Here is a 15,879-nt window from a genome sequence, read left to right as displayed (position 1 = left end):
GCAAAACAACATGCTGTTTCTTGACGAGCAGCCTTGCGGCACCACAACAACGATTAGCCACCTTTTGCCGGCCGCACACGGCCCCGAGGAATACACGATGGACGTCACCGCAACACTGAGCCTGGGCGATCCACTGGAACCTGCACGCAAGGCCACCGCCGAGATGCTGCAGACCCGCGAGCGCACCTTCTCGCTGCCCCAGCCGTTCTACAACGACGAGCGTCTGTTCCAGATCGACATGCAGGAGATCTTCCACAAGGAATGGTTGATCGCGGGGCTTGTCAGCGAGATCCCGACCAAGGGCAACTTCCTGACCCTGCAGATCGGCAAGAACCCGATCATCGTGATCCGCGGTGCCGAGGGCAAAGTGCATGCCTTCCACAACGTCTGCCGTCACCGCGGCTCGCGTCTGTGCACCAGCGAAAAAGGCAAGGTGGCCAAGCTGGTCTGCCCTTACCACCAGTGGACCTACGAGCTCGACGGCCGCCTGCTGTTCGCCGGCACCGAAATGGGCGCCGACTTCGACATGAACCAGTACGGCCTCAAGCCTGTGAATGTGAAGGTCGCCGGTGGCTACATCTTCATCAGCCTGGCGGAAAACCCACCCGCCATCGACGAGTTCCTGGCCACCCTGGACCACTACATGGAACCGTACGACATGGAAAACACCAAGGTGGCGGTGCAGACCACCTTGATGGAAAAAGCCAACTGGAAACTGGTGCTGGAAAACAACCGCGAGTGCTATCACTGCAACGGCTCCCACCCTGAGCTGCTGAAAACCCTGCTGGAATGGGACGACACCAACGACCCACGCGCCGACCAGGCCTTCAAGGACCACGTGGCCGCCTCCGCCGCTGCCTGGGAAGCCGAGAAGATCCCGTACCTGCACAAGAGCCATGGCCTGCGTAACCGCATCGTGCGCATGCCGCTGCTCAAGGGCACCGTGTCCATGACCATGGACGGCAAGCAGGCGTGCAAGAAGTTGATGGGCCGCATCAAGAACCCGGACCTGGGCTCGATGCGCATCCTGCACCTGCCGCACTCGTGGAACCACTGCATGGGCGACCACATGATCGTGTTCACCGTGTGGCCGATCAGTGCCCAGGAAACCATGGTCACCACCAAGTGGCTGGTGCATAAGGATGCCGTGGAAGGCGTGGACTACGACCCTGAGCAGATGCGCAAGGTATGGGACGCCACCAACGACCAGGACCGCCGTCTGGCGGAAGAGAACCAGCGCGGGATCAACTCCACCGCCTACCAGCCTGGGCCGTATTCGAAGACCTATGAGTTCGGCGTGGTGAACTTCATCGATTGGTACAGTCAGCGGTTGCTGAACAATCTGGGGGCCGAGCCTGCGCCGTATCTGAAGGAAGTTCAGGCACAGTGATCGATGCCGCGCCTCGCCCACACTGGGCGAGGCGCGGTCAACCCGGGCCCCGCCGGACGGTACGACACCGACCCGGTCAGCGGCTTCTAACCATCACGCTGTTCAACACATCCTCATCTGCACGAGAAACCTGCCTGGCCAGCGCGGCCCCTGGTAGTCGATAGGCCCAGTGCACCGTATCCAGTGCCGCCTTCCCTGTTCTGATCCCTGCCTGCAAGGCCGCCCTTCGCACGAAAGAAGGGAGAAGCACCTGGCCCATGGCCTCTATCGCTACGCTCCATCTATTTATTCCGTGCTGGTCAGCCAGCGCAGTCCAGGTTCTAAATGTCTGGTAACTGTGCAAATTGGTCCCCACTGCGACAAAACCACTGCTTGCGGCCCCGGCCCAGGCGAGCTGCCCTGCCAATGACGCTGCAGGGGATGAGGGGGTCTGGAGGACATTTCGGGTGACATTGGCGACAGCCCCCATGGGCGCTGCGGCGTAACCGATCAGACTGTCCGCAAGCTCGGGGAGCAAGGGCGCCTGGCTCACCGTCTCACCTTGTGCCCTTTGCACCCGCTGTTTAGTCACGACCAGCGCCCTACGATTGCCAGCGGCAAGCGCCGTCGACAGGCTGGAAAATGCCTGAGTGCCCACAGGGATCCACTCCAGAACGCGACCTGTCGGATCATATTTGTTCACCGGGTCGCCCGCGCAATAGGCGTAGCTGTTCACCCCCCCCTCACCGAAGGGGCTGCGTGAATCCGGCGAGTGGAGACGCATGATCGCTGGGTTGAATTGACGATACCCATTGCCCAAGTGGTAGCAAGCTGTCAGCTCATCTCTGGGCTCCCCACAGAATGCACTCATTGGCCCACCCTGGGCGGCAGTCGATCCATAGGCTGTATAGGCTCTTGCTTGGTTTTGCGCACCATTGAGGACCGAATGCTGCCGATCAGTCGCCAACAACTGCACAAAGCTCATGGTGACAGGCTCCAGAGAATGGTTGTGCCCAACCTAGTGGAGTTCGAAGCGGCTGAAAACTAGCAAAAATGATAGGTGTGAAGCCTCTTACTCACAGACTTACCCACAACCCAAGTACAAAGACAACGCGCGTCTACCTCTCGTCATACGACCGTGTGTTTGATCATTTTCTGATCAAACCTCTACAGGCACTGTAAACAAAGGCCTGGAAGCCTCTGCGAACACATTGTCCACAGAGCAACCAACAAAGAATGTGGGAAACAGCAGTTCAGCCGAAAAGGGATGTGGAAAAGTGTCTAGAACTCCCGAAATCAGTGGCTTGTGTGCGTAACAGGAGAATTTGGACAAAAAATGATCGTTTCCATGAAGCCCTTTGATTTCACCGCATCCAGGGATGGGCGAACATATTATCCACAGACCGGCTAACAGGGATTGTGGGCAAAATCAGGTCAATGCCGCGAATCACGACTCAAGCACACTCGCTGAAGGCTGATCATTTTTTGATCTAATCTCTGAAAGGCGCATGATCAAAGGCACATAGCCATGCACCAACACTTTATCCACACCTTGGCGAACAGATTCCGTGGGCAAAATTGCGGTTCACCTGGTATTTCTGCCAGTTTCGCTCCTGGGAGGGGCGTGATGAAGTGGATGCCACTATTAAGGCATCACTGCGAGCGCACTTATGCACAATCGTCTGCTGGGTACCGTGAAGTGGTTCCACGAAGACCATGGGATGGGTGTTATCAGCAGCGATGAGGAAGAGGTGGATTACTTCGTGACTCAGCTTGCGATCATCGAGGGTGGCCAGGGCAGCCTGCAGGAGGGAGAGCGGGTATCGTTCGAGCCGGTGATAGAGGGAGTCGTTTGTTGGGCGTTCAATGTCATACGGGAACAGCCTTGAAGGCCCTATCGCCGAGAAGCCGGCGACAGGGCCGTTGGATTCAGCGCAAGACCCCCTCCTCCACCAGCAACTTGAGGATGGCCTCGGCCCCTTCCTGCGGCGAAACGTCCTTCAACACCTTGCCCCCACCACCGCTGGCCTTGGCCGTCGCCGCCTTCATCCGGTCGGCTCCGCTCTTGGCCTTGATCACCTTCAGCCGCTTTGGACGTGGCCGCGCCGGTTGCAGCTCGGCGTCCGCCAGCAGTTCATCCTCGAGGATGTCCACATTGCGCGCCGCCAACACGCCCCGGCGCGCTGGCCCAAAGGCGCTCTGACGGGGCTTAGGTGCGGCGTTATCCACAGTCGCCAGCAGCGGCAGGCGTACCTTCAAACGGCGTCGCTGACCACGCGGCAGCGCTTGCAGTACCTGGGCAGTACCGTTCTCGATGGATTCGACTTCGGCCAGCCCTACCACCAGCGGCCAACCCAGCTTCTCAGCCAACAGAAACGGCAGCATGCCCGAACCTTCACCCGTCTCGGCCTGGCTTCCGGTCAATACCATTTGGGCCCCTGCGTCACGCAGGTAGTCGCTCAACACTCCCAGCACATCGGCGCCGGCAGGCTGTTCCAGCACATCCAGGTGATCCAGCCCCATGCCCAGGTAAGCACGCAGCGCTTCCTCACGAGGGTCACCTGCGTGCACCACCTGCAAGTTATCCCCAGCCAGTTGCAAACCCAGTTCCACGGCTCGGGCGTCCTGCTCGGCGCGACGGGCGCGGCCGGAGCTTGGGTGGGCACCGATGGAAACCAGGCTGATGACTTTCGTACTCATGCTCGTGCCCTTATGCCGCGTCGCGCTGGCCGCCGCTGCGGAAGTTGTCCACAGCCTCGATCAGTGCCTTGAGAATCGCCGAACTGTCGCCAATCACCGACAGGTCCGCCCGTTTGATCATGTCGCAGCCAGGGTCCATGTTGATCGCCACCACCTTGTCGCAGGCACCGATGCCCTGCAGGTGCTGGATCGCACCAGAGATACCCACCGCCACGTAGACCCGCGCGGTTACCCAGGTACCCGTGGCACCCACCTGACGGTTGCGCGGCATGAAGCCGTCGTCCACCGCCACCCGCGAGGCGCCTTCGGTGGCACCGAGCGCTGCGGTGGCCTTGTGGTACAGGTCCCAGTCCTTGACTCCATTCCCACCCGAGACGATGAACTCGGCCTCGGCCATGGCGATGGTGGCCGGATCGACCGCGACCGAACCCAGGTCTTCAATACGCGACAGGCTGCGCGCAACGCTTGTGGACAACTCCACCGGCAAGGCTTCGTGACGGGTTTCGCTGACCGGCTCGGCGCACTCCGCGGCGGCCAGGATCAACCGAGGCACACTGCGTTGCAGGTCCTGCTGACCGGCACCGGCGCGGCCGATGCACTGGCCGTCCTTGACCTGCCAGACCCGCGTTGCCGGGCGCTCGCCCAACGTCGCGCCCAGACGCCGCCCCAGTTCGCCGCCCCCGGTGCGGCTGTCGGGCAGCAACCAATGGCGCGGGGTGAATTGGTTATCCACAGCGCGCAGGGCTTGTACCAGTTGTTCCGGCGCATAACCTTGGTACTGCTCGCCTTCGATGACCAGCAAGCGGTCGACGCCGGCTGTGGAAAAGTTGCTTTCCTTGTGCTCGCCAAACACGATCGCCAGCACCGCACCGTCGCTGCCGGCCAGGCTATGGGCCAGGCCAAGCAGGTCACGGTCGTGGCTGCTCAGGCGACCACCGACCATGTCTGGAACCACGGCGATGTAGAACGCCGGGGCCGGCACCTGGTGCAGCGGCAGCTGCACTTGCGCGGCGGCGGCGCGGCGCCCGCCCACACCAGTGCCCTGCTGGGCGCCACTGCGGTCGATGCGCTTGATGCCATGGGGGCCGATGAAGCCTGCGGCAATGGCATGGGGGTTCTTGCGGATGAGGCCGTTGGGCCCCATCCAGCTGGTCTGCTGCGTCTGCATCGCCGCGTGCAGCGGATGCAGACGGTTACGGGCGATCCACTCGGCGCGTGGGTCGCGGCGGATGATGTCGCTCATCAGTGCACCTCCGCAGGTTCACGTTTGGCCGCTTGCGACTTTGCGCTTGCAGGGGTTTCCTCTTCGATCAGCACATCGGCTACCAACTCGGCGAGGTCCTTGATCTGTGGACGCGGTTCGACCACGCCTTCGAGCATTGCCGTGCACTGCGGGCAACCAACCGCCACCAGCTCGGCTTCGGTCTGGCGGATATCGTCCATGCGCATGTCCGGAATACGTTGCTTGCCAGGGATGTCAGTGATCGGCGCACCACCACCACCGCCGCAGCAGCGGGAGCGGAAGCCCGAACGCTCCATCTCGCGCACTTCGATACCCAGCGCCTTGAGCACCGCGCGCGGGGCTTCGTACTCGCCGTTGTAGCGCCCCAGGTAGCATGGGTCGTGATAGGTGACGCTGCCGCCCTTGTGCTGGCCGAGGTTGAGCTTGTTCGCGGCGATCAGCTCGGCGATGTAGGTGCTGTGGTGCTGCACCTGGTACTCGCCGCCCAGCGCGCCATACTCGTTCTTCAGTACGTGGAAGCTGTGCGGGTCGCAAGTGACGATGCGCTGGAACTTGTACTTGGCCAGGGTCTGGATGTTGCGCTTGGCCAACTGCTGGAAGGTCGCTTCATCGCCCAGGCGCCGCGCCACATCACCGCTGTCGCGCTCTTCCAGGCCGAGCACGGCGAAGTCCACGCCAGAGGCCTTGAGCACTTTCACGAACGAGCGCAGGGTGCGCTGGTTGCGCATGTCGAAGGCACCGTCGCCGACCCAGAACAGCACCTCGGTGGCTTTCACGTCCGACAGCAGCTTCAGGTTGAGGTCGGCCGCCCAGTTCATGCGCCCGCCAGGGTTGAAACCGCCCGGGTTGTCGGTGGCGATCAGGTTGTCCAGCACCTCGGCGCCTTTGTTGGGGGTCGCACCTTTTTCCAGGGTCAGGTGGCGGCGCATGTCAACGATGGCATCGACGTGCTCGATCATCATCGGGCATTCCTCGACGCAGGCGCGGCAAGTGGTGCACGACCACAGCGTTTCAGCGTCGACCAGGCCGTTGACGATCGGCTGGTGCGGGTGGCCGCCGTGTTCGCCGATCGGCTTGCCCGGATACGGGCTGCCCGCGAACTGGGCGTCAGTACCACCGGCCAGGCCGATGACCATGTCCTGAATCAGTTTTTTCGGGTTCAGCGGCTGACCGGCGGCGAACGCCGGGCACATCGCTTCACATTTACCGCACTGCACGCAGGCATCGAAGCCAAGTAGCTGGTTCCAGGTGAAGTCCACCGGTTTTTCCACGCCCAGCGGTGCGTTGGGGTCTTCCAGGTCCAGCGGCTTGAGGCCGGTGGAGCGGCCACCGCCAAAGCGTTCTGCGCGCCGGTGCCAGGCCAGGTGCAAAGCCCCGGCGAAGGCGTGCTTCATCGGGCCTCCCCAGGTCATGCCGAAGAACAGCTCCGACACGCCCCACAGCACGCCCAGGCCCAGAACCGCGACCATGACCCAGCCGCCGGTATCGGCCGGCAGGATGCCAGCGACTGGCAAGGTGGCGATGAAGAAGCTCGCGGCGAACGCCAGCAAGCTCTTGGGCAGCCGCATCCACGGGCCCTTGGACAGGCGTGCGGGTGGGTTGCGACGGCGTTTGAAGACGAAGATGGCGCCGCTGAACATGATCACCGTGGCTACCAGCAAGGCATAGCCAAGAATCTTGCTCTGCAGGCCGAAGCCATGCACAAGGATCGCCAGAACGGCCGACAGCACGAAGCCGCCCGCGGTGGCGACGTGGGTCTTGGACATGTACTTGTCGCGCTCGACCACATGGTGCAGGTCCACCAGGTAGCGCCTTGGCATGGCCAGCAGGCCGCCGATCAAGTCGACCTTGGCGGCCCGACCACGCCGCCACATGCGCACGCGACGCAGGGCGCCGAGCACTGCCAGGCCAAGGGCAGCGAACAGCAGGATGGGTAGAAGGGTGTTCAACATGGGAGGCTCCCACAACAGCTGAATTCTTGCGCCGCCCTGAAGGTCGGCGCGGACCCCTGTAGGAGCGAGCGTGCTCGCGATAGCGACCGATCAGACAACCTGGTTGCCAGGGCTGCCGCCATCGCGAGCGAACGCGCTCCTACAGGGGGGCCAGTCCGCCTCTAGAGAGGCGGAGCGATCAGAAGTCCTTGCACAGGCGAAGGGCGTCATAGATCGCAGCATGCACGTTGCGCTGGGCCACGCAGTCACCGATGCGATACAGCAGGTAACCTTCGCCCGGCTGGCTGAGGATCGGCTGCGGCTTGATCGCGAACAGGGCCTCGATGTCAATCTGGCCTTTGTTGCGCGAACCCTCCTTGAGCGCGTAGTACAGCTGCTCGTCAGGACGCACGCCGTTCTCGATCACCACCTGGTCGACCACCCGTTCTTCCTTGGCGCCGGTGTACTCGTTCTCCAGCACCGCCACCACCTTGTCACCCTCGCGGTAGACCTTTTCCAGCATCATGTCGCCGGTCATGATCACTTCTTTCGGGTAGATGCTGCGGTAGTAGGTCGGGAAGGTGGTCCCCCCCATCGCGACACCCGGCTTGATATCGTCAGTGACGATTTCCACCTGGCTGCCCTTGTCGGCCAGGAAGTCCGCGGCAGACATACCAGTGAATTCGCAGATGGTGTCGTACACCAGCACGTTCTTGCCCGGCGCGACCTTGCCGTCGAGTACGTCCCAGCTGCTGACCACCAGCCCTTCGGCAGCGCCCCAGTGCTCGTTCTGTTCGACGAACGGATGGCCGCCCACCGCCAGGACGATGATGTCCGGACGCAGGTCCTGGATGGCATCCACGTCAGCGGCAGTGCCCAGGCGCAGGTCGACTTTCAGGCGGGCGAACTCCAGCTGGTACCAGCGGGTGATACCGGCGATCTGGTCGCGCTGCGGCGCCTTGGCGGCGATGGTGATCTGCCCGCCGATCTGGTCTTTCTTCTCGAACACGGTCACGTCGTGGCCACGCTCGGCGGCGACACGCGCAGCTTCCATACCGGCAGGGCCGGCACCGACCACCACCACCTTGCGCTTGGGCCCGGTGGACTTCTCGATGATGTGCGGCACGCCCATGTATTCACGGGAAGTCGCGGCGTTCTGGATGCACAGTACATCCAAGCCCTGGTACTGACGGTCGATACAGTAGTTGGCACCGACGCACTGCTTGATCTGGTCGACCTGGCCCATCTTGATCTTGGCGATCAGGTGCGGGTCGGCGATATGGGCGCGGGTCATGCCGACCATGTCCACGTAGCCGCCTTCCAGGATACGCGTGGCCTGGTTCGGGTCCTTGATGTTCTGCGCGTGCAGCACCGGGACCTTGACCACTTCCTTGATGCCCGCCGCCAGGTGCAGGAACGGCTCCGGCGGGTAGCTCATGTTCGGGATGACGTTGGCCAGGGTATTGTGGGTGTCGCAACCCGAGCCGACCACGCCGATGAAGTCGATCATGCCAGTGGCGTCGTAGTAGGCAGCGATCTGCTTCATGTCCTCGTGGCTCAGGCCATCAGGGTGGAACTCGTCGCCACAGATACGCATGCCCACGCAGAAGTCGTCGCCGACTTCCTTGCGCACGGCCTTGAGCACTTCCAGGCCGAACTTCATGCGGCCTTCGAAGGTACCGCCCCATTCGTCGGTACGTTTGTTGACCCGAGGGCTCCAGAACTGGTCGATCATGTGCTGGTGCACGGCCGACAGTTCGACGCCGTCCAGACCACCTTCCTTGGCACGACGCGCAGCTTGCGCGTAGTTGCCGATCACGCGCCAGATCTCTTCCACCTCGATGGTCTTGCAGGTAGCGCGGTGCACCGGTTCACGGATGCCCGACGGCGACATCAGGGTCGGCCAGTTGAAGCCGTCCCAACGCGAACGACGACCCATGTGGGTAATCTGGATCATGATCTTGGCGCCATGCTTGTGCATGGCGTCGGCCAAGTTCTGGAAGTGCGGGATGATCCGGTCGGTGGACAGGTTCACCGACGACCACCACTCCTGCGGGCTGTCGATGGCGACCACCGACGAGCCACCGCAGATGGCCAGGCCGATGCCGCCCTTGGCCTTCTCTTCGTAGTACTTCACGTAACGGTCGGTAGTCATGCCGCCGTCGGTGGCGTAGACCTCGGCATGCGCGGTGCTGAGCACGCGGTTGCGGATGGTCAGTTTGCCGATCTGGATCGGCTGGAACATTGCTTCGAATGCCATGACGCTCTCTCCGACTTACAACGGCTTGACGACGAACAGGCCGTCATCGTGACCTTCTTCCGAACCGCCGTAGACCTGCTCGGCCACGGTGCGGATCGAACTGCCACGGGCGGCGAGAATCTGGTCCATGGCACCGGCGAACCAGCCAGTGAACATGTAGTCGACCTTGCGGCCGCACTTGCCATAGACGTACACGAACGCCGAGTGCTTGAGCTTGACGCTGCAGGTGCCTTTGTCGAGGTCGATGTCCTGGATTTCGAACAGGCCCCAACCACGCTGGGACAGGCGCTTCATGTAGTGCTCGAACACCGCGACGCCTTCCAGGCCATGGCATTCGGCTTCTTTTTCACACCAGTGCCAGGCGGACTTGTAGCCGGCCTTGTACAGAATCTCGGCGTAGGCTTCGGCGCCCAGCACTTCCTCGATGCCGATGTGGTTGTTAACGAAGAAATGGCGCGGCACGTACAGCATCGGCAGGGCGTCGCTGGTCCAGACACCGGTCTCGCTGTCGACTTCGATTGGCAATTGCGGGGCGATCTTGGCCATGGAAACTCAACTCCATAAAAATTTTTATGTGGGTGCCCCGGCGTTGCTGGCAGGGGCTATCAGGCTTGGAGAGCGGCTTACTCGCCCCAGACATCCTTGAGGACGTTGACCCAGTTCTCGCCCATGATCTTGCGCACCACACGCTCGGAGTGGCCGCGCTTGAGCAGGGTTTCGGTGAGGTTGGGGAACTCGCCGACAGTGCGAATGCCGAGCGGGTTGATGATCTTGCCGAAGTTGGTCAGGCGACGGGCGTAGCCCTTGTCATGGGTCAGGTATTCGAAGAAATCCTGGCCGTGGCCTTGGGTGAAGTCGGTACCGATACCGATAGCGTCTTCGCCGACGATGTTCATGGTGTACTCGATGGCCTCGGCGTAGTCGTCGATGGTCGAGTCGATGCCCTTGGCCAGGAACGGTGCGAACATGGTCACGCCGACGAAGCCGCCGTGGTCGGCGATGAACTTCAGCTCTTCGTCCGACTTGTTGCGCGGGTGCTCCTTCAGGCCAGAAGGCAGGCAGTGGGAGTAGCAGACCGGCTTTTTCGATTCGAGGATGACTTCCTCGGAGGTCTTGGAGCCCACGTGGGACAGGTCGCACATGATGCCGACGCGGTTCATCTCGGCGACGATTTCGCGACCGAAGCCCGACAGGCCGCCGTCACGCTCGTAGCAGCCGGTGCCAACCAGGTTCTGGGTGTTGTAGCACATCTGCACGATGCCCACGCCCAGCTGCTTGAACACGTCGACGTAGGCGATCTGGTCTTCGAACGCATGGGCGTTCTGGAAACCGAAGAGGATGCCGGTCTTGCCCAGTTCCTTGGCCTTGCGAATGTCGGCGGTGGTACGTACCGGCATTACCAGGTCGCTGTTCTCGCGGATCAGCTTCTGGCTGGCGGCGATGTTATCGACGGTGGCCTTGAAGCCCTCCCACACCGACACCGTGCAGTTGGCCGCGGTCAGCCCGCCCTTGCGCATGTCCTCGAACAGCTCGCGGTTCCATTTGGCAATGATCAGACCGTCGATGACGATGCTGTCGGCGTGAAGTTCGGCTGGGCTCATCAGGCTGTCCCCTTTTATCGAGTTGGCTCGCGCCAAACCTTGTGCCGGCGCTTTGGAGCCAGCATATGCCTGTGCCCCGAGGCGCCCCGATGCAAAAACGACAGGGGGTTTGCCGAAAGCGTCAATGCGCGACATGGCACGCTCTGGCGCGCCATCCGCCGATGAGAGCCAGTCTCGATAACGACATTCGCCAGGCGTTTATGAACATTTCGTCAGGGAGCTACCGCACAGACGTGGGCTGAGCGAGAATCGCGGCGATTCGTCAGCCGGTTCGAGGAGATAACGGATGAAATCAATGGCATGGCTGGTTCTGATGGCCTTTGCGATGGGCGCCCAGGCCGGCGAGGAAGAAAGCACGCCCTGCGATAACGTCGAGAGCGACCAGCAGGCCTTCGCTTGCGCGGCGTTCAATAAACAGACCGCCGAGCGCGAGTTGAAGTCGGCGTATGACGACCTGATTCAGCGCATTCGCGACCAATATGCCGATGAAGGCGACAAGGCCACAGCCCTGGTCGGGCGCATGGATGCCGCCGAAAAACTGTGGACGCAGCTGCGCGATGCCGACTGCAAGGTCGAAACCTATGCCGAGAAACCCGGCAGCAAAGCGTTCCAGGCGGCCTGGGATACCTGCGTTGCACAGCGCAGCGATGACCGCTCGGAGTACCTGCAATCCATCGGTCAGCAGTAGCCCTGTAACGGCCTCTTCGCGGGCAACCCCGCAAAGAGGCCAGCGCAGGAAGACCTCAGACCACCCGAGCCAACCGGTCCTCCCGCGGGCAGCGCTCGAACCGCGTTCGGTAGCAGCGGGTAAAGTACGACGCAGACTCGAACCCGCATGCCACGCCGACCTCCAGCACGCTCATGTCGGTCTGACGCAACAACTGCCGCGCCTTGTCCAAGCGCAGCCGCAAATAGAAGCCACTGGGCGTGTCGTTCAGGTACAGGCGAAACAACCGCTCGAGCTGCCGCCGGGTCACCTGCACGGCATCGGCCAGCACCTGGGTATTGAGCGGCTGCTCGGTGTTGCGCTCCATCTCGCCAATGACCTTCACCAGCTTCTTGTTGCTGATGCCGTAGCGGGAGGCGATCTGCATGCGCTGGTGATCCTGTCGCGGACGGATACGCCCCAGCACGAACTGCTCGGAAACCTGCACCGCCAACTCGCTGCCATGGGCCTGGCCGATCAGGTCGAGCATCAGGTCGATCGACGCCGTGCCACCCGCGCAGGTAATTCTTCGGCGGTCGATCTCGAACAGCTCCTGCGTCGCCTGCAACCGTGGATAACGCTCCTTGAAAGCCTCCAGCGCCTCCCAATGCAAGGTCGCCCGATGCCCATCCAGCAGGCCCGCTTCGGCCAATACCATCGCGCCGGTATCGATGCCGCCCAGAATCACCCCCTCGTGGTCGAGACGACGTAGCGCTTGTTGCAAGCCATGGCCATAACTGGCCAACGGATCGAAGCCTGCGACCACCAGCAGCATCTGCCCGTGCGGCTCATCGCCCAACGCGCCATCGGCGTTGACCGACATACCGTTGCTCGCCTGCACCGCCCCGCCGTCCAGGCTCAGCACCTGCCAACGGTACTGTGGCCCACGGAAGCGGTTGGCCACGCGCAGCGGCTCCAAGGCGCTGATGAAGCCCATGGCCGAAAAGCCTGGAAGCAGGAGGAACTGGATAGTTTGCGACATCGAGGTTTCTCTGATGAGGACAGGTCGCCAGGGTGCAAGTGTGAGTCGCCAGCGTGCGATTTTCCAGTGTGCCACCCGCGTAGCTTAAACACACGGTCCAGAGAGACCGGCCCCTATAACAATATGCACTGCCGTTGGAGAGCCACCATGCACAGCTTGATCCGCCGCAGCCTGTTTTCCCTCGCTCTGAGCACCACCCTTGCAAGCCCCGTATTCGCCGCCGAACCCGCCGTCTGCAAGGACGTGCGCCTGGGCGTGGTCAACTGGACCGACGTCATCGCCACCAGCGCCATGGCGCAGGTGCTGCTCGATGGGCTGGGTTACCAGACCAAGCAGACCAGCGCCTCGCAGCAGATCATCTTCGCCGGTATCCGCGACAAGCGCCTGGACATGTTCCTGGGTTACTGGAACCCGCTCATGACCCAAACCATCACCCCGTTCGTCGATGCCAACCAGGTCAAGGTCTTGGACAAGCCAAGCCTGGAGGACGCCCGCGCCACCCTGGCCGTGCCGAAATACCTCTATGACAAAGGCCTGAAAACCTTCGCCGACATCCACAAGTTCGAGAAAGAACTGGGCGGCAAGATCTATGGCATCGAACCGGGTTCCGGCGCCAATACCCAGATCAAGGCGATGATCACCAAGAACCAGTTCGGCCTGGGCAAGTTCCAGCTGGTCGAATCGAGTGAGGCAGGCATGCTCGCCGCTGTCGACCGCGCCGTACGGCGCAAGGAAGCGGTGGTGTTCTTTGGCTGGGCGCCGCACCCGATGAATGTGAACATCGAGATGGCCTACCTGGGCGACAGCCAGGATGCCCTGGGCCCTGACGAAGGCCGGGCGACGGTGTGGACGGTCACGGCGCCAGACTACGCCCAACGCTGTCCCAATGCCCACCGCCTGCTGACCAACCTGAACTTCAGTGCCGAGGACGAGAGCCGCATGATGCAGCCGTTGCTCGACCACAAGGACGCCCTGGAATCGGCCCGCCAGTGGCTCAAGGACCACCCCGAAGACAAGGCCCGCTGGCTTGAGGGTGTGACCACCTTCGACGGCCAGCCAGCTGCCGAGAACCTCAAGCTCAGCGCCAACTGATCCGGCCTCTTCGCCAACAAGCTCGCGCCTACAGGTACAGCGCTACATTCAGGGTCACGTCGATCCTGTGGGAGCGGGCTTGCCCGCGAAAAATCCACCCCCGATATCACCAGGAACCACGCCATGAACCATGACGTCATCATCACCTGCGCCCTCACCGGTGCCGGCGACACCGTTGCCAAGAGCCACTTGGTCCCGGTCACCCCCAAACAGATCGCCGAATCCGCCGTCGAAGCCGCCAAGGCTGGCGCCACCGTGGTCCACTGCCACGTCCGCGACCCGCAAACCGGCCGCTTCAGCCGCGACGTAGCGTTGTACCGCGAAGTGATGGAACGCATCCGCGAAGCCGACGTGGACATCATCGTCAACCTCACTGCCGGCATGGGCGGCGACCTTGAAATCGGCCCAGGCGAGTCGCCAATGGAATTCGGCCCAGGCACCGACCTGATCGGCCCGCTGGAACGCCTGGCCCACGTCGAGGCACTGTTGCCGGAAATCTGCACCCTCGACTGCGGCACCCTCAACTTCGGCGATGGCAACGCCATCTACGTCTCGACCCCCGCGCAACTGCGTGCCGGCGCCAAGCGCATTACCGAGCTGGGCGTGAAAGCCGAGCTGGAGATCTTCGACACAGGCCACCTGTGGTTCGCCAAGCAGATGATGAAGGAGGGCCTGCTAGAGGACCCGCTGTTCCAGCTGTGCCTGGGCATCCCGTGGGGGGCACCGGCCGACACCACCACCATGAAGGCGATGGTCGACAACCTGCCGGCGAACGTGACCTGGGCAGGCTTCGGCATCGGCCGCATGCAGATGCCCATGGCGGCGCAGGCGGTACTGCTCGGCGGCAACGTTCGCGTGGGCCTGGAAGACAACCTGTACCTGGACCGTGGCGTACTGGCGAGCAACGGCCAGCTGGTCGAGCGGGCAGCGGAAATCATCACCCGCATGGGCGCCCGCGTGCTCACCCCGGCAGAAGGCCGGGAAAAAATGAACCTCAAGCGCCGCTGATACCGAGCCAAGGAGATCGACATGCCCTTCATCACCGAAATCAAGACCTTCGCCGCCCTCGGTAGCGGCGTGATTGGCAGCGGCTGGGTCGCCCGCGCCCTTGCCCATGGCCTGGATGTCATCGCCTGGGACCCGGCCCCCGGTGCCGAACAGGCGCTTCGCAAGCGCATCGCCAATGCCTGGCCGGCCCTTGAGAAACAAGGCCTGGCGCCCGGTGCTTCGCAGCAGCGGCTGAAGTTCGTCGCGACCATCGAAGAATGCGTTCGCGACGCCGATTTCATCCAGGAAAGCGCCCCGGAACGCCTCGACCTCAAGCTCGACCTGCACGCCAAGATCAGCGCCGCGGCCAAACCGAACGCCATCATCGGTTCCAGCACCTCGGGGCTGCTGCCCAGTGAGTTCTACGAGTCGGCCACCCACCCCGAGCGCTGCGTGGTCGGCCACCCGTTCAACCCGGTGTACCTGCTGCCGTTGGTCGAGATCGTCGGTGGCAACCGCACTTCCCCGGACGCCATCGAGGCCGCGAAGACCTTCTACACGGCCTTGGGCATGCGCCCGCTGCACGTACGCAAGGAAGTCCCCGGCTTCATCGCCGACCGCCTGCTCGAAGCGCTGTGGCGCGAAGCCCTGCACCTGGTCAACGACGGCGTAGCCACGACGGGCGAGATCGACGACGCCATCCGCTTCGGTGCCGGTCTGCGCTGGTCGTTCATGGGCACCTTCCTCACTTACACCCTGGCGGGCGGCGATGCTGGCATGCGCCACTTCATGTCCCAGTTCGGCCCGGCGCTGAAGCTGCCCTGGACCTACCTGCCAGCACCGGAGCTGACGGACAAACTGATCGACGACGTGGTCGAAGGCACCTCGGAGCAACTGGGCGAGCGCAGCATCGCCGCGCTGGAGCGCTATCGTGATGACACCCTGCTGGCAGTACTGGAAGCTGTGAAAAACAGCAAAGCCAGCCACGGCCTGGCGTTTGGCGAGTGA

The 15,879-nt window shown here is 62.6% G+C and carries 14 protein-coding genes and 1 pseudogene; 6 read left to right on the top strand and 9 right to left on the bottom strand.

Annotation, left to right across the window (positions count from 1 at the left end):
- The first annotated feature begins 97 nt into the window (after positions 1-97).
- On the top strand, positions 98-1,390 hold the full coding sequence (gene gbcA / locus C4Q26_RS13395; protein ID WP_023382773.1) for a glycine-betaine demethylase subunit GbcA: 1,293 nt from the start codon (positions 98-100) through the stop codon (positions 1,388-1,390).
- A gap of 76 nt (positions 1,391-1,466) precedes the next feature.
- Here the strand turns inward: gbcA and C4Q26_RS28775 are convergent, their stop codons facing one another.
- Complete coding sequence (locus tag C4Q26_RS28775; RefSeq protein WP_347176217.1) at positions 1,467-2,105, bottom strand: hypothetical protein; 639 nt, start codon at positions 2,103-2,105, stop codon at positions 1,467-1,469.
- 3 nt (positions 2,106-2,108) lie between these two features.
- A pseudogene (locus C4Q26_RS28770) lies at positions 2,109-2,240 on the bottom strand (RHS repeat-associated core domain-containing protein); the annotation flags it as partial.
- A 799-nt stretch (positions 2,241-3,039) separates the two neighbouring features.
- Here C4Q26_RS28770 and C4Q26_RS13385 point away from each other — a divergent pair.
- The gene (locus C4Q26_RS13385; protein ID WP_104883169.1) at positions 3,040-3,258 is read left to right on the top strand and encodes a cold-shock protein; all 219 of its coding nucleotides are present in this window, start codon (positions 3,040-3,042) and stop codon (positions 3,256-3,258) included.
- 40 nt (positions 3,259-3,298) lie between these two features.
- Here C4Q26_RS13385 and C4Q26_RS13380 read toward each other — a convergent pair whose 3' ends face one another.
- The 6 genes from C4Q26_RS13380 to C4Q26_RS13355 form a co-directional block, all read right to left on the bottom strand.
- Positions 3,299-4,069 carry an electron transfer flavoprotein, alpha/beta-subunit-like protein gene (locus C4Q26_RS13380; protein ID WP_023382776.1) on the bottom strand — a complete coding sequence of 257 codons (771 nt, stop codon included), beginning with the start codon at positions 4,067-4,069 and terminating at the stop codon, positions 3,299-3,301.
- A gap of 10 nt (positions 4,070-4,079) precedes the next feature.
- A complete protein-coding gene (locus tag C4Q26_RS13375; RefSeq protein ID WP_023382777.1) occupies positions 4,080-5,312 on the bottom strand; it encodes an electron transfer flavoprotein subunit alpha/FixB family protein in 1,233 nt (410 codons plus the stop codon).
- Positions 5,312-7,264 carry a dimethylglycine demethylation protein DgcB gene (gene dgcB / locus C4Q26_RS13370; RefSeq protein WP_023382778.1) on the bottom strand — a complete coding sequence of 651 codons (1,953 nt, stop codon included), beginning with the start codon at positions 7,262-7,264 and terminating at the stop codon, positions 5,312-5,314. Before dgcB ends, C4Q26_RS13375 begins: the two co-directional genes overlap by 1 nt.
- Before the next feature lie 178 nt (positions 7,265-7,442).
- Positions 7,443-9,503: a dimethylglycine demethylation protein DgcA gene (gene dgcA / locus C4Q26_RS13365; protein WP_023382779.1), complete on the bottom strand. Its 2,061-nt coding sequence runs from the start codon at positions 9,501-9,503 to the stop codon at positions 7,443-7,445.
- A 15-nt stretch (positions 9,504-9,518) separates the two neighbouring features.
- Positions 9,519-10,049 (bottom strand): DUF5943 domain-containing protein, encoded by a 531-nt coding sequence (locus tag C4Q26_RS13360; RefSeq protein ID WP_023382780.1) that lies wholly within the window; start codon positions 10,047-10,049, stop codon positions 9,519-9,521.
- Between the two features lie 77 nt (positions 10,050-10,126).
- Positions 10,127-11,104, bottom strand: coding sequence for a dipeptidase (locus C4Q26_RS13355; protein ID WP_023382781.1), 978 nt, complete (start codon positions 11,102-11,104; stop codon positions 10,127-10,129).
- Positions 11,105-11,390: 286 nt separating this feature from the next.
- Here C4Q26_RS13355 and C4Q26_RS13345 point away from each other — a divergent pair, with 286 nt between their 5' ends.
- The gene (locus C4Q26_RS13345) at positions 11,391-11,792 is read left to right on the top strand and encodes a lysozyme inhibitor LprI family protein (RefSeq protein WP_023382782.1); all 402 of its coding nucleotides are present in this window, start codon (positions 11,391-11,393) and stop codon (positions 11,790-11,792) included.
- A 55-nt stretch (positions 11,793-11,847) separates the two neighbouring features.
- Here C4Q26_RS13345 and C4Q26_RS13340 read toward each other — a convergent pair whose 3' ends face one another.
- On the bottom strand, positions 11,848-12,792 hold the full coding sequence (locus C4Q26_RS13340) for a GlxA family transcriptional regulator (RefSeq protein WP_023382783.1): 945 nt from the start codon (positions 12,790-12,792) through the stop codon (positions 11,848-11,850).
- A gap of 147 nt (positions 12,793-12,939) precedes the next feature.
- Between C4Q26_RS13340 and choX the strand changes: the two genes are divergently transcribed.
- The 3 genes from choX (at position 12,940) to C4Q26_RS13325 (ending at position 15,879) form a co-directional block, all read left to right on the top strand.
- Positions 12,940-13,884 (top strand): choline ABC transporter substrate-binding protein, encoded by a 945-nt coding sequence (choX, locus tag C4Q26_RS13335; protein WP_104883168.1) that lies wholly within the window; start codon positions 12,940-12,942, stop codon positions 13,882-13,884.
- Positions 13,885-14,007: 123 nt separating this feature from the next.
- A complete protein-coding gene (locus C4Q26_RS13330; protein ID WP_023382785.1) occupies positions 14,008-14,892 on the top strand; it encodes a 3-keto-5-aminohexanoate cleavage protein in 885 nt (294 codons plus the stop codon).
- Positions 14,893-14,913: 21 nt separating this feature from the next.
- Complete coding sequence (locus C4Q26_RS13325) at positions 14,914-15,879, top strand: L-carnitine dehydrogenase (protein WP_023382786.1); 966 nt, start codon at positions 14,914-14,916, stop codon at positions 15,877-15,879.

The organism is Pseudomonas sp. SWI44, from assembly GCF_002947915.1.
Classification (GTDB): Bacteria; Pseudomonadota; Gammaproteobacteria; order Pseudomonadales; family Pseudomonadaceae; genus Aquipseudomonas; species Aquipseudomonas taiwanensis.
This window is presented reverse-complemented; position numbering and strand designations above follow the sequence as displayed.